Here is a 12,731-nt window from a genome sequence, read left to right on the forward strand (position 1 = left end):
TGATGCGCCGCGATCTTTTCACCGCCGATCACGAGGCGTTTCGCGAACTCGCTCGGGACTTCATCGAGAAGGAGGTCGTGCCCGCCTACCCGCAGTGGGAGAAGGCGGGCCGGATGCCACGCGAGACGTTCGCGAGGCTCGGGGAGACCGGGATCATGGGCGTCACGCTGCCCGAGGAATACGGCGGCGGCGGCCAGGATGACTACCGCTACAACGTGGTCCTGCAGGAAGAAGCCGCCCGAGCACTGGTCACCTTGTCGACGGTCCGCACCCAGCTCGAGGTGATCCTGCCGTACTTCCTGCACTACGCCAACGACGAACAGCGGGCCCGCTGGTTCCCCGGGCTTGCGGCCGGGACGCTGCTGACCGCGGTCGCGATGACCGAGCCGGGCACCGGGTCGGACCTGGCCGGGGTGCGCACGACGGCGGTACGAGATGGCGACCACTACATCGTCAACGGCGCAAAGACTTTCATCACCGGTGGCATGCAGGCCGATCTGGTGGTCGTGGTGGCCCGCACCTCCACCGACCCCGACAACCGTCGCGCCGGCCTGACGCTGTTGGTCGTTGAGGACGGCATGGCGGGCTTCACCCGTGGGCGCGAGCTCGAGAAGATGGGCTGCAAGGTGCAGGACACCGCCGAGCTGTCCTTCGTCGACGTCCGGGTGCCGGCGGCCAACGTGCTGGGGGAGGAAGGCCACGCCTTCAGCTACCTCGGGCACAACCTCGCGCAGGAACGGCTCACCGTCGCGGTGGGTTCTGTCGCCCAAGCCCGCTCGGCGATCGCGGCAGCGATCGACTACACGCAGAGCCGCAAGGCCTTCGGCACGCCTGTCGCGTCGTTTCAGAACACCAAGTTCGAACTCGCCGCCTGCTCGACGGAGGTGGAGGCCGCCCAGGCCATGCTCGACCGGGCGGTGAGCCTGCACGTCGAGGGTGAGCTCAGTGGAGCCGACGCCGCCCGGGTGAAGCTGTTCTGCACCGAGATGCAGCAGCGGGTGATCGACCGCTGCCTGCAGCTGTTCGGCGGGTACGGCTACATGATGGAGTATCCGATCGCGCGCCTCTATACCGATGCGCGAGTGGCCCGGATCTACGCCGGGACCAGTGAGGTGATGAAAGTGATCATCGCCAAGTCGCTGGGTTTGTAGCCGGCCCGCCGTCGCGCTGGACCCGTCGCGAGATCGACTTCATGGCTGCTGATGGCGCCATTTCACAGCCCTGACGTCGATGTCGGGACAAGCGATTCGCTTACCTGAAACTTTTTCCGCTGAGACCCTTGTCACATCCGCACAAACCAACCTACTGTGTGTTCACTAGGTTGGTCTGGCGGAAAGGAGTGCGGTGACGACGACGACTCGCCCCTACGCCACCCTCCTCGCCAAAGGGGAGGACCGTAAGCAGCGCATCCTCGACGTCGCGCAGCGGCTCCTGGCCCGCAATGGCTGGCGCAACACCACCCTCGCGCAGATCGCCAAGGAGGCCGGCGTCACCGCCGCGGGGCTGCTGCATCACTTCGAGTCCAAGGAGCAACTGCTGCACGCGGTGCTCGACGCCCGGGATGCCGACGACAGCGAGCATGCCGACTACCTGACCGGCGACCTGGTCGAGGGCATCGCCAATGCCGCCGACCGGTTCGACCGCTCGCCCCAGCTCGTCGGCACCTTCGCGGTGCTGATGGTGGAGAACATCGCCCCCGACGCTCCGCTGCACGACCGGCTGGTCGATCGCTATCGGCAGGCGGTCGACATCATCGCCGACCGGATCCGCAGCGGTCAGGCCGAAGGCCGATACCGATCAGACGTGAACCCGGCCCGAAAGGCCGTGGAAATCCTGGCATTTGTGAACGGAATGGAGACCTCATGGCTGCTCGACCCGTCGATACCGCTGATCGATGTGTTCCGGGAGTACTCCAGGTCGCTGGCGAGCCAGCTGATGGCGCCCGCCGGATCATGAGGTACCGGCTCGACATCGTCGCGCCCAGCGTCGCCGAGGCGGTGCGGTACGCCGGCGGCTGGATCTTCGACCGCGTGATGGCGGGCTGGGATGTCAACGTTCTGCTCGCGCAGCCCGGCGACACCCGGCCCCTGACGATCCTGGGCGCCCAGACCTCCGACTTCGAATCGATGATCGCGGCCGGCGACGATCAGCCGCACCCGCAGGCGCTGGCGGTCGCCGCCGACCTCCTCGATACCGACGCACGGGTCCGCGAGGGCGTGCTGCGCGCACTGGACTACGGCATGACCGAGGTGGCGTTGTGGGGTGAAGCGCAGTCCGGTGGTCTCGACCGCGATATCGACTCCGTCGAGCACCGCCTGAGCTCGGCGGCGCGGGTGTTCAAGGCTCAGGCGCTGGCCGCGGCCGATGTCGACGACGTGTCGGTCGCCGCGACCGAGACCTTCCGCAGCGGCGCGATGAGCTGCCCGCCGATCGGCGCCGACCTGGTCCCGGCCGGCTGAGGGCGGACGGAAACCTACTCCTTGATGGAGATGGCCTGCCGGGGGCACTGACGCACCGCGTCGCGAATCTGTGCCTCGTTCTCCGGGGTCACCTCGTCGGACAGGACGTGCAGGTAATCCTGGTCGTCGACCTGGAACACCTCCGGGATGATCCCCATACAGATCGCGTTGGCCTCACACAGGCCGAAGTCCACTTCAATCTTCATCGCAGCACCTTCACCGGTACGTGGGAGTAACCCGCCACATTCTGCATCTGTACGCGGCGCAGCCCATCCCACTGGACTTCGTAGCGCGGCATGAAGTCCAGCAGTTTCTCCAGCGCCAGGGCGCTTTCCATGCGGGCCAGGGCGGCGCCGAGGCAGCTGTGGATGCCGTACCCCAGGCCCAGGTTCTGCGCCTCGGTGCGGTCGCGGTCGATGTCGAAGGCGTCGGCGTCGGTGAAGGCGGCCGAGTCCCGGTTGGCCGACGCCAGCAGGAGGAACACCGGCTTGCCTGCCGGGATCTTGCCGCTGGGCACCTCGGTGTCCTTGAGGGTGTAGCGCACGTTGTACTGCACCGGCCCCTCGTAGCGCAGCAGTTCCTCCACCGCCGCGGGAATCTTGGACCGGTCGTCGAGCAGCTTGCGCCACTGGTCGGGGAAGCGGGCGAAGTTGACCGCGGCAGTCCCCATCAGCTTGGTCACGGTCTCGGCACCCGCACCGCCGAGAAGCGTTGCGAAACCGCAGATTTCGATGTCATCCAACCGACGCATGTGGCCGTCGTCATCGGGGATCTCGGCGGCGATCAGGCGACTGATCATGTCATCCTGCGGGTTCTCGCGCCGCTCCTGCACCAGGCCGTAGTAGTACATCGCGGTCTCGATATTGGCCTGCATGCCGGCCTCGCTGGTCCCCATCTGCCCGGGCTCACGACTGAGGCTGGTGTCGATCCAGTGCCGAACCTGTTGCCGGTATTCCTCCGGCACGCCGGCCATCCGGGTGATGACCTCGACCGGGAACGGCCCGGAGAAGTCCTGGACCACGTCGAAGTTGTCCGGGTCGGCCGCCGCCAGATACTTGTCCGCCAGTTCGATGACCACATCACGCTGCGACTGCACCGCGCGGGGGGTGAAGGCTTTGTTCAGCAGACTGCGCATGTGCCGGTGCTCGGGCGGGTCCATGAAGATGATCGACTTCTGCGGCGGCTCGTCCGCTTTCACCATGGCCAGATCGCAACCGCGGGTCGACGAGAAGCTCTCATGATCCTTCAGCGCAGCCGCGACATCCTCGTGCCGGGAGATCGCGTAGAAGTCCTCGCCTGTGTCGTAATACAGCGGGGCCTCGGCCCGCATGCGTTCGTAGATGTCGAACGGGTTGTTGAAGTACTCCTGCGAGAACGGATCGAAGACGAGTTCGGCCTGAGTCATTGCGTTCTCCTCCGAGGCGAGAGCTGGGCCTTGAGCGTTACGGAAGGTTGGTTGAGTGTAACGCTAACAGTGGGTCTGACGGGAGAGCGGAAAATGGCTAATTCCCCTCACCTTTCGCGCTCGGAAGGCCGGCGTCGACGGCCGCCCCCAGCAGTCCGAGGTCGGTCCCCAGATCGGCTGCGGTCGCGCGGACGACGGCGACGTCCTTGCCGATGAATTCACCGACTGCAGCGATGAATCCGCTCGCCGAGCCGACGCGCGCGATCGAATCCAGAGCTCGGCTGGTGCCGCTGCCGTGGGGGAGTGCGCCGAGCAGGGTGGTCTCGTCGACACCGAGGCGACCGGCCAGCGCGACCGCCTCCGCCACGATGCCGATCTGCGCGGCGAACAGCGCGTTGTTGATCAACTTGACCCGCTGACCGAACCCCGTCGGTCCGACGTGCAGCACCGGATCGGCGTAGCTGGACAGCACCGGCCGCGCCAGCGCATACGCGTCGTCGCCGCCGCCGACGAACACCGTCACCGTTCCTGCGGCGATGTCATGCGGTCCGCCGCTCACCGGTGCGTCGAGCACGCCGATGCCGAGTTCGTCGGCGTGCGCGGCGATCGCTTCGGCGGTGCGCGGATTGCCTGTGGTGTGCAGGATCAGCACCGCGCCCTGGCGCATGGCGCCCAGCAGGTCGTCGGCCAGGACGATCTGGCGCACCTGCTCGTCGGTGAAGACGCAGAGAACCACCGCGTCGGCCTCACGGGCCACATCGGCGGCGCTCCCGGCCGCGGTCGCACCCAATTCGCCTGCTGCGATGAGCTTCTCGGGAGTCCTACCGAGCACGGTGACGTCGTGGCCGGCGCCGGCCAGCCGCTGCACCATGGGTGCGCCCATCCGGCCCGCCCCGATGAAGCCGACTTTCACCGTGGGTTGTCCATCAACCTCAGTGCGGCGTCGGCGGCGTCCAGCACCGCACCGGGCTGTGCGCCTGCCTTGTCGGCGATCCCCGCGATCAGGCTGACGTCCTTGTGCAGCAGCCCCGCGGCGACCTGCTTGAGGATGTCGAGGTTGCCGCCGAATCGGGCCACGCTGCCCAGCGCGAAGCTGTTGGCCGATCCCCGGGTGATGACCTCTGACAGGTTCTCGGGTGTGATACCCAGCGCCGCACCGAGATCCAGCGCGGTCTTGGCGGTCGCGATGTTCGCGGTGAACAACAGGTTGTTCAGCAGTTTGGTGACCTGTCCAGAGCCGACGTCACCCAGGTGCACGATCGGATCGGCGTAGGTGGCGAACACCGGGCGGACCCTCTCCACCACGGCATCCTGACCGCCGACCATCACCAGAAGCTTTCCCTCCTCTGCGGCCGGGCCACCACCGCTGACCGGAGCGTCGACGACGGCGACCCCCTGAGCGGCGGCCTGCTCGGCCAACTGTCGGCAGGTGTCCGGGTGCACGGTGGCGTGCACGGCGATGATGCCGCCGGGCTGCAGTCCGGACAGCACGCCGCCGTCGCCGGTCGCCACCTCGAGCACGTCGGCGTCACCGACCACACACAGGCACACCAGGTCGCTGTTGGCGGCCAGCTCCTGCGGCGTGGCCGCGACCGTGGCCGCGGTGTCGGCGAAGGGTTCCACCGATGCCGCGCGCCGGGCCCACAGTGTGAGCGGGTAGCCGCCCTCGACGATCCGGCGTGCCATGGGCGCGCCTTGGCTGCCCAGCCCGATGAATCCGACGCGCATTAGCCGGCCTCTCTGTCCATGTCGGCGGTGATGCAGTTCGTGAAGAACGACACGACACTCGAGTGATACTGCGCCGCAGCGACACCCAGGCTCAGATTGTGTCCTGCGCCGTCCTGGTGGTGGATCTCCACCTGCGCCGACGTGCCGAACAGTGCCGCGATGTCAGCCAGTGCTTCCGGCGTGGAGTCCCACACTCGTTCGTGCTCGGCGGCGGTGAAACGTACCGGCGCGGTGACATGGCCGGCGAGCGCCGGGAAATCCCGCCCGGCCCAGTGGGTCGAGATCTCCGCTTCTTGCGGCGGTGCGCCGGCGGAGCCGACGGCGTTGATCACGTCGGCGGGATAGAGCTCTTCGGGCGCCCAGATCAACTCGCGCAGGCCGGCGGGCCGGTGGGTCGGCGTCGCCTGCTTGAGAATGGCTCTGGCAGAGGGGTATTGGCGCAAGCCGGTGCCGGCCAGCTCGATACCCAGCAGGTCGCGGCCCCGCTCGGCGACGGCCATCCGCAACGCGAGTTCGCAGCCGTTGGAATGCGCCAGGATGAACAGGCCGGCGCCGCGGTCTCGCTTGCCGAGCATCGCGTCGGCGGCGCCGTAGGCCAACTCGACCCGGCGTTGCGGCTCCCACATCGAATCGGAGTAGGGCGCCGATGCTCCGTAGCCCGGCCGGTCGAGTGCCACCGCGCTGAAACCCGCTGCGGCCGCGGCCCGTAAGAACGACAGCTCAGGGTGGTTGGGGCAGTCGAAGTAGGCCGCTGAGGACGCCCCGCCGTGCAGGGCGATGATGACTCCCTTCGGATCTGCCGCCTCGGCGAACAAGCCCGACATCGGGATCCCGTCGACCGGAACCATCCGGCGCACCGGGGTGCCGGTGCTCATCCGCGATCCGCCTTCGGATTCTCGCTCATCCGTCGACCCGCATCAGCAGAACCCCGCTCGGCGTCAGCCCTCCGCTGCTCGCCACCGCGACGCGGGCGCCCGCGACCTGCCGATCGCCGGCCTCGCCGCGCAGCTGGCTGACCGCCTCGTGGATCAGGCCCATACCGTGGGTTCGGCCGTGGGAGAGCTGACCGCCGTGGGTATTCAACGGGAGTACACCGTCGCGGGCGATGTTGGCGCCCCCGTCCAGAAAGTCCTTCGCCTCGCCGATGCCGCAGAAGCCGAGCGCCTCCAGCCACGACAAGCAGTTGAAGGTGAACCCGTCGTAGAGCTCGGCGACGTCGACATCGCTGGGACGCAACGAGGTTCGCGTCCACAGATGCGCCGACTGGCCCAGCACCTGCGGCTCGTGGGTCATGGTCGTCTGATCCCAGTCGGTGCGTTCGACGATCTGGGTGCCGACGGCCTCGAACAACACCGGCGGCTTGGGCAGGTCGCGGGCGGCTTCCACCGCGGAGACGATCACGGCGACCGCGCCGTCACAGGGCACGTCGCAGTCGTAGAGCCCGAACGGCGTGGTGATCGGCCGCGCCGACAGGTAGTCCTCCATTGTCATCGGGTCGCGGTAGATGGCGGTCGGATTCAGCGCGGCGTTGGCCCGCTGGTTGATCGCGATCCAGCCCAGTGTCTCGCGGGTGGTGCCGTAGCGGGCGAAGTGCCGTTGGGCGTTGAGCGCCAACGTGTGTGCGGCGGAGGTCGCGCCGAACGGCATCTGCCAGCTGCTGGTGCGCGCCCCGCCGGGCGGCGCCATCTTGCCCTGCTTGAGCAGCTCCTGGAAGGTCGACTCCCACAGCGTGCGGAAGCACAGCACGTGGCGGGCCATCCCGGTGGCGACGGCCATCATCGCCGCGATGATGGATCCACCCGGCCCGAAGGTGTCCATCCCGCCGTTGATCCACGTGGGCCGCAACCCCAGCGCGCCCTCCAGTGCGGTCACGCCGCCTTCGCCCATGCCGGCGATGTCGAGGCCGGGATAGGTGGACAAGCCGTCGATATCGGCGAACGTGAGCCCGGCATCGGCCACCGCGGCTTCGCAGGCCTCGACGGTCAGCGACAACGGGTTCACCATCAGGCGGCGCCCCAGCCGTGACGCGCCGATTCCGGTGATCGCCGACCGCTCCTCGAACTTCGTGGCGGTCAGCGGCGGCCGGACATGCTTGGCGAAGTCCTGCGGGGCGATCTCGTCGGTCGGTTGCTCGGCGATCTGTTTCGGTGTCACCGGGCGGAACAGCGGCAGATACACGTCGTCGTTCTGCTCGAAGACGACTTCGACAAGCTGGCCGAGTTCCAGATCGGCGGGGTCGGCGTCGATGATGTTGGTGGTCAACCGGACTCGCGGATCCTCCTGGATCGCCACCTGGGCCACCACATAGGGCGCAGGCAAGCCCGGAATGCTGAACCGCTCGTTGACGGTGAACGCCGACAGCACGGCTACGCCACTGACCGGCTTGGCCTTGAGGTCGTGGCTTCCGCAGTACCGGCACACCGGCTGCGGCGGATGGATCAGGGAGCTGCACCCCTGGCACTCCTGGATGCGCAGGGTGTCGTCGGCTCCCGAGGTCCAGAAGAACTCGTTCTCGCCGGTGACCTGAGGCAGCGGGGCGCGGGTCACTGGGCGTAGCCCCAGCGGGCCTCGAAGACCGGTGATTCGTCGGCCGGTGTGTCCACAGGTCCGGTCTCGCCGTCGAACTCGTTGTCGCTGATCTCGATGATCGCGTGCACCGGGCAGTCGAACAGCGCCCGCAGGACATCGTCGCGGTCGGCCTCGGCCACCCTGCCATCCCCGATCAGGGACGCATAGCCCCAGTCGTCGAGCGAAAAGTGCTTCGGCGCGTGCTTGGCGCAGGCACCGAAACCGTCACAGAGCGTCCGGTCCAGCCGAATTCGGATCTCACCGCTCATGGCTGCGTCACCGCCTCCACCTCGTAGGGACGCTGGGCGCTGAATCGGCCTGCCCCGCATGCATCACAAGCGCCGGCCAGATGCTGTTCGACAACCGCGGGGAACTGCTTGAGCAGGCTGCCCGCCACATTGGCCGCCCCGTCGAGGGTGGCGCAGGCACCCCGGCCGCGCAGCACGACTGACCAGCGCTCCAGACGGGCCACGTCGTCGGCGGTGGCCGCACCGTCGCGCAGCGCGCCTGCGGCCGCGGCCATCGCCGCCGTGCCGTTGAAGCACGACCCGCACTGCCCGGCGTTCTCCCGGTCGAAGTAGGCCAGCACCGATGCCGCCACCGCCACCGGACAATCGTCGGTGAGAATCGCCACCGCGCCGCAGCCGAGGCCGCATCCGAGCTCGCGGAACGTCTCGTGATCAAGGGTGGTGTCGAGCACATCGCGGTTCAGCAACCCGGCGAAGTATCCGCCCATCAGGGCGCCCTGCACCGAGTCCGGCGAAACACCGTGTACGGCAAGTAGATCGCGGAACGGCATGCCGTGCGGCACCTCGTAGAGGGCCGGTGGCCGTCCCGCGCCGGTGATCGTCATCAGGAAGGTGCCCGGCGAGGCCGCCGTGCCGGCCGAGCGGAAGGCCGTGGCGCCGTTGCGTTGGAGATACGGCAGGTTCGCCAGCGTCTCGACGTTACTGACCAGAGTGGGATGTCCTGCGACGCCGTGCTGGAACGGCCGTGGCGGCTTGTCGGTCGGCTTGGCCGGTCCGCCGTTGACGGCGCGTACCGCGGCGGTTTCCTCACCGGCCACGTAGCCGGCGGTCACAGTGACGATCGAAATCTGGAGGCCGCCAAGCGTATCGAAACCCACCTCGTTGAGCGCGGCGTCGACGGCGCGTGCCGCATCGAGGTCGGAGACGTAAACGTAGGCATGTTGGGCGCCGACCAGGCGGGCCGCCAGTCGCACACCGTCGAGCACCAGGTGCGGACGGTGGCGCAGCAGCCACCGGTCCTTCACCGAGGCGGGCTCGCCCTCTTCGCCGTTGGCCAGCACCACGGTCTCATGGCCGCGGGTGTGCGCGGTGCGCACCGTACGCAGTTTGACCGCCAGCGGAAAGGCGGCGCCGCCGCGGCCGAGTAGGCCCGAGCCTTCCACCTCGGCGAGCAGACCCTCGGCGCTGTCCAGCGGCGAGTATCCGCCCACGGACACATACGCGCTCATGCTCTCCACCGTTGCCGGCAGTCGCAACAACCGCGGGGTGACTCCCGGTGCACAGGCGACGGTCAAGGCCGTGTCTGCGGCTGCGGTGGCATTCATCGGTCACCTCTTCTGATTCGGGCACCCGGCGCGCGATCGCTAGGCTGAGGCCCATGAGAACGGCGGTGGTGCGTGTCGATGTGGACCCGGCCGGCGAGTTGACGCCCGCTGAGCTCACCGCGGGTGTTGCGGCGCTGCGCGCGCTCGCCGACGACAGCGGCGTGACCGTGCTCGACAACAACCTCGCCGCGATGCCGCGCGGGCGGCGTGTTGCCGAACTGCTGATCAGCAACACCGCGGTCGACGATCTGACGCGCATCGGAGTCGCCTTGTGCGCCAAGGCGTTCGGTACCGCACCGGTGATCGGTGTGGTGACCTACGTCAGCCGCGGGACCGACGAAGATGCGCACGGCGTGCTGGCAGGGTTCGGTCTGCACGGCGAGATCGCCCGAACCGCAGGCGACGACGGCTACGACATTCTGGACGTCACGCTCAGCAAGGCCGACATGGCGCGCATCCCGGAGAGTCGGGTGCACACCGCGTTGGAGGCGTCGACCAACTGCGAGATTCGCATTCGCCTGGTCTGAGGACAACCGGATGGTCATCGGCCCAAGAAGTCCAGAATGGCCGGGGCCGCCTGCACCCAGGTGTCGAACATGTTGAAGTGCTTGACTCTTCCGGATGCGCGGTCCTCGCCCGCGCGCTCCCAGGCATCCTCCGGCCACGGTGGGTCGATCAGCGTGGAGCCCTTGATGAGGCAGTTCACCTCGAGCGAGGTGCGCTTGGGGTGGTCCCAGTCGTTCTCGCCGCCGCGGATGATCAGGGTGGGCACCGTGATGTCGCCGAAGAACTCGTCGTCGACGCCGGGGATTGCCTGACCGGGCTTGGGCACGAACGCATTGAGCCAGCGCAGCATGACCCGCAGGAACTCGTCGGGATCCATAGCCAGGATTCGCTCTTTGTTCGCCGGGTTCTCGGCGATACGTTCCTTCCATTCATCCACGTGCAGAAGGCCTTTGATGCCGAGGCCACGCACCGCGAGGATGCTGGGAACCAGATAGTAGGAGCCCAGCACGAAGCTACCGTAGACGCCGCCGACGATGTTCCACGTCACCAGCTTGGTGGCGATCTCGGGGTACAGGATCGTGGTAAGGATCGAGTCGCGGGCGCCACCGGAGCCGCCGGCGATGATGCACGGACCGATCCCCAGACCGGTGATCAACCCGTGCAATGTCTCGGCGCGCATGTGGGATTCGCTCTGCCCGTAGAACTGGAGGTCGGACTTCCCGCAGTTGGGCCGGTCCCACAGCAGCACCCGGTAGCCGCCCTTGACCAGTTCCTCGGCCAACGGTCGCAAGCCCTCGATGTCCTTGCTGTACCGGCCGCCGGGTGTCAGGGCGATGAAATCACCTGTTTCGCCGAGGATCTCGTAGACGACGTTTCCGCCGTTGATCTCCATGACCTGCTCGCCGTCACGCAGTTGCGGACCGGCGGTCACCGGGGCGCTCATGCCATCACCAGAACGTCGTCGCCCACCACGCGTACCGGGTAGGTGCGGATGCTCCACTCCGGCTTGACCGCCGTCGTGCCGGTCGCCAGCTCGAATCCCCACTGGTGCCAGGGGCAGTAGATGTACTCCAGATCGCGCACCATCACCGCATCGCCCGGGACGCTCTCGTCGACGATGTTTCGTCCACGCGGGCGTCCCGAGCATAACGGGCCGCCTTCGTGCGGGCAGTAGTTGGCGATCGCGTAGAACGTGCCGTTGACGTTGTACACCCCGACACCATGTCGGCCGATCGGCACCAATTTGTGTGTGCCGGGCGGAATTTCGTCCACGCTCGCGACAACGTGCTCTCGGCCCTGCGCCAGGCGGGGCTGCTTCTCGGGTTTGGTCATCTGCTCAGAACACCCGCGTCTGACCCTCGAGGGCCGGGACGGTGTCGGGCAGGCCGTACGTCTCGATCCCGTTGCGGAACATCACCGCTTCTCGCGCATGCTCGGGCAGGTGTTTGACCAGCCAGCGCGGGTCGTCGTAGGTCCAGTGCGGATAGTCCGAGGAGAACAGCAGGATCTTCTCGCATTCCATCCATTCGAAGGCCCGCAACAGTTCGGTCTTGTCCTCGGGATAGTCCAGCGGCTGGGTGGTGAACTTGATGTGGTCCTTGACGTACTCGCTGGGCTTGCGCGTGATGTCCAGCCAGGACTTGCGGGCCTCGTAGATGGCGTCCATCCGCCACATCAGCGGCAGGATCCAGCTGAAGGCGTGCTCCACGAACACGATCCGCAAGGTGGGGAACCGGTCGAAGAGCCCGTCGAAGATCATGCTCATCACCTGATTGGCGGCCAGCAGCGAGTAGCTGACCATGAAATCGTGGTTATAGCTGGGGAACCCGACCGGCGGAATCGGCAGGGTCTCGAAGAAGCCCCGCGACAGGTGGCAGCTGACCGGTTTGTTGGCTTTGACGGCCGCCGCCCAGATCGGATCGTATTTCGGGTCACCCCACGACGGTCGCGGCTCGGCCTTGATCATGACCTGGGCCATGTACGGATGCTCGGCCCACTTCTCGATCTCGCGGGCGCCGCCTTCGGGGTCTTCGATGGCGACCAGGATCGAGCCGCGCCAGCGTTCGTGCCAGTTTGTCTTGCTGTCCAGCCAGTGCTCGGCCTGCCAGGTGTTATGCGCGTAGGACAACGCCGCGGTGGCTTCGGGTATCCGGCAGGGCGCGTGCGCGGGTTCGAGGATGCAGACGTCGGCACCGGCCTCCATGATGGCCTGGCGTAGCGCGAGGTCGGGGTCGCTGCAGGCGAATTCGCCGTCATCGGGGAAGGTGTCCACTCGCATCGCGTAGGCATGCGCATAGTCGGGAGCGTCATAGTAGATCGTCTCGCCGACCCGGTGGTTCCTGAAGTACTTGGTGCGTATCGGCTCAGGGATGTACTCCTGCAGCACCCCACGCTTGGGCACCGGGTGGACATCGGAGTCGACGCACCGGATCGCGATGCGTTCGGCGGGAGCGACTCGCTCCTGGCTGTGGGTGAGAGTCATCGTGATCTC

At 67.3% G+C, this 12,731-nt stretch carries 15 protein-coding genes; 4 read left to right on the forward strand and 11 right to left on the reverse strand.

Annotated elements, in window-relative coordinates:
- The first annotated feature begins 2 nt into the window (after positions 1 to 2).
- From AB4879_RS01930 to AB4879_RS01940, 3 genes are all read left to right on the forward strand, one after another.
- Entirely contained in the window at positions 3 to 1,151 is a 1,149-nt protein-coding gene (locus AB4879_RS01930; RefSeq protein WP_370506188.1) for an acyl-CoA dehydrogenase family protein, read from the forward strand.
- Between the two features lie 193 nt (positions 1,152 to 1,344).
- Positions 1,345 to 1,956, forward strand: coding sequence for a TetR/AcrR family transcriptional regulator (locus AB4879_RS01935; protein ID WP_036344085.1), 612 nt, complete (start codon positions 1,345 to 1,347; stop codon positions 1,954 to 1,956).
- Positions 1,953 to 2,459 (forward strand): hypothetical protein, encoded by a 507-nt coding sequence (locus AB4879_RS01940; RefSeq protein WP_370506189.1) that lies wholly within the window; start codon positions 1,953 to 1,955, stop codon positions 2,457 to 2,459. Before AB4879_RS01935 ends, AB4879_RS01940 begins: the two co-directional genes overlap by 4 nt.
- 14 nt (positions 2,460 to 2,473) lie before the next feature.
- On the opposite strand, the gene AB4879_RS01945 is transcribed toward AB4879_RS01940, so the two are convergent.
- The 8 genes from AB4879_RS01945 to AB4879_RS01980 form a co-directional block, all read right to left on the reverse strand.
- Positions 2,474 to 2,665 carry a ferredoxin gene (locus AB4879_RS01945; RefSeq protein ID WP_102809617.1) on the reverse strand — a complete coding sequence of 64 codons (192 nt, stop codon included), beginning with the start codon at positions 2,663 to 2,665 and terminating at the stop codon, positions 2,474 to 2,476.
- The gene (locus tag AB4879_RS01950; RefSeq protein WP_370506190.1) at positions 2,662 to 3,864 is read right to left on the reverse strand and encodes a cytochrome P450; all 1,203 of its coding nucleotides are present in this window, start codon (positions 3,862 to 3,864) and stop codon (positions 2,662 to 2,664) included. The genes AB4879_RS01945 and AB4879_RS01950 overlap by 4 nt, the downstream gene beginning before the upstream one ends.
- Positions 3,865 to 3,961: 97 nt before the next feature.
- A complete protein-coding gene (locus AB4879_RS01955) occupies positions 3,962 to 4,777 on the reverse strand; it encodes an NAD(P)-dependent oxidoreductase (RefSeq protein ID WP_370506191.1) in 816 nt (271 codons plus the stop codon).
- Positions 4,774 to 5,592, reverse strand: a complete 819-nt coding sequence (locus AB4879_RS01960) for an NAD(P)-dependent oxidoreductase (protein ID WP_370506192.1) — start codon at positions 5,590 to 5,592, stop codon at positions 4,774 to 4,776. The genes AB4879_RS01955 and AB4879_RS01960 overlap by 4 nt, the downstream gene beginning before the upstream one ends.
- Entirely contained in the window at positions 5,592 to 6,467 is an 876-nt protein-coding gene (locus tag AB4879_RS01965) for an alpha/beta fold hydrolase (RefSeq protein ID WP_370506193.1), read from the reverse strand. The genes AB4879_RS01960 and AB4879_RS01965 overlap by 1 nt, the downstream gene beginning before the upstream one ends.
- Positions 6,468 to 6,492: 25 nt before the next feature.
- Positions 6,493 to 8,139 (reverse strand): OB-fold domain-containing protein, encoded by a 1,647-nt coding sequence (locus AB4879_RS01970; protein WP_102809612.1) that lies wholly within the window; start codon positions 8,137 to 8,139, stop codon positions 6,493 to 6,495.
- Positions 8,136 to 8,417 carry a ferredoxin gene (locus AB4879_RS01975; RefSeq protein ID WP_370506215.1) on the reverse strand — a complete coding sequence of 94 codons (282 nt, stop codon included), beginning with the start codon at positions 8,415 to 8,417 and terminating at the stop codon, positions 8,136 to 8,138. The genes AB4879_RS01970 and AB4879_RS01975 overlap by 4 nt, the downstream gene beginning before the upstream one ends.
- Before the next feature lie 8 nt (positions 8,418 to 8,425).
- Positions 8,426 to 9,733 carry an NADH-ubiquinone oxidoreductase-F iron-sulfur binding region domain-containing protein gene (locus AB4879_RS01980; RefSeq protein ID WP_370506194.1) on the reverse strand — a complete coding sequence of 436 codons (1,308 nt, stop codon included), beginning with the start codon at positions 9,731 to 9,733 and terminating at the stop codon, positions 8,426 to 8,428.
- Between the two features lie 53 nt (positions 9,734 to 9,786).
- On the opposite strand from AB4879_RS01980, the gene AB4879_RS01985 reads away from it, so the two are divergent.
- Positions 9,787 to 10,260, forward strand: a complete 474-nt coding sequence (locus AB4879_RS01985) for a hypothetical protein (protein WP_370506195.1) — start codon at positions 9,787 to 9,789, stop codon at positions 10,258 to 10,260.
- Between the two features lie 14 nt (positions 10,261 to 10,274).
- Here the strand turns inward: AB4879_RS01985 and AB4879_RS01990 are convergent, their stop codons facing one another.
- From AB4879_RS01990 to AB4879_RS02000, 3 genes are read right to left on the reverse strand one after another with little or no spacing between them, the layout of a single operon-like run.
- Entirely contained in the window at positions 10,275 to 11,183 is a 909-nt protein-coding gene (locus AB4879_RS01990) for an alpha/beta fold hydrolase (RefSeq protein ID WP_370506196.1), read from the reverse strand.
- Positions 11,180 to 11,572 carry a Rieske (2Fe-2S) protein gene (locus AB4879_RS01995; RefSeq protein ID WP_036344104.1) on the reverse strand — a complete coding sequence of 131 codons (393 nt, stop codon included), beginning with the start codon at positions 11,570 to 11,572 and terminating at the stop codon, positions 11,180 to 11,182. Before AB4879_RS01995 ends, AB4879_RS01990 begins: the two co-directional genes overlap by 4 nt.
- A gap of 4 nt (positions 11,573 to 11,576) precedes the next feature.
- A complete protein-coding gene (locus tag AB4879_RS02000; protein ID WP_102809607.1) occupies positions 11,577 to 12,722 on the reverse strand; it encodes an amidohydrolase family protein in 1,146 nt (381 codons plus the stop codon).
- Between the last annotated feature and the right edge of the window lie 9 nt (positions 12,723 to 12,731).

Origin of the sequence: Mycobacterium sp. SA01 (assembly GCF_041287105.1) — a bacterium.
Classification (GTDB): Bacteria; Actinomycetota; Actinomycetes; order Mycobacteriales; family Mycobacteriaceae; genus Mycobacterium.

What these genes read in the sequence shown, in the direction of transcription:
- AB4879_RS01950 (WP_370506190.1), bottom strand. Translation starts at nt 3,864, where the DNA reads ATGACTCAGGCCGAACTCGTCTTCGATCCGTTCTCGCAGGAGTACTTC.
- AB4879_RS01940 (WP_370506189.1), top strand. Translation starts at nt 1,953, where the DNA reads ATGAGGTACCGGCTCGACATCGTCGCGCCCAGCGTCGCCGAGGCGGTG.
- AB4879_RS01945 (WP_102809617.1), bottom strand. Translation starts at nt 2,665, where the DNA reads ATGAAGATTGAAGTGGACTTCGGCCTGTGTGAGGCCAACGCGATCTGT.
- AB4879_RS01990 (WP_370506196.1), bottom strand. Translation starts at nt 11,183, where the DNA reads ATGAGCGCCCCGGTGACCGCCGGTCCGCAACTGCGTGACGGCGAGCAG.
- AB4879_RS01980 (WP_370506194.1), bottom strand. Translation starts at nt 9,733, where the DNA reads ATGAATGCCACCGCAGCCGCAGACACGGCCTTGACCGTCGCCTGTGCA.
- AB4879_RS01995 (WP_036344104.1), bottom strand. Translation starts at nt 11,572, where the DNA reads ATGACCAAACCCGAGAAGCAGCCCCGCCTGGCGCAGGGCCGAGAGCAC.
- AB4879_RS02000 (WP_102809607.1), bottom strand. Translation starts at nt 12,722, where the DNA reads ATGACTCTCACCCACAGCCAGGAGCGAGTCGCTCCCGCCGAACGCATC.
- AB4879_RS01960 (WP_370506192.1), bottom strand. Translation starts at nt 5,592, where the DNA reads ATGCGCGTCGGATTCATCGGGCTGGGCAGCCAAGGCGCGCCCATGGCA.
- AB4879_RS01930 (WP_370506188.1), top strand. Translation starts at nt 3, where the DNA reads ATGCGCCGCGATCTTTTCACCGCCGATCACGAGGCGTTTCGCGAACTC.
- AB4879_RS01965 (WP_370506193.1), bottom strand. Translation starts at nt 6,467, where the DNA reads ATGAGCACCGGCACCCCGGTGCGCCGGATGGTTCCGGTCGACGGGATC.
- AB4879_RS01985 (WP_370506195.1), top strand. Translation starts at nt 9,787, where the DNA reads ATGAGAACGGCGGTGGTGCGTGTCGATGTGGACCCGGCCGGCGAGTTG.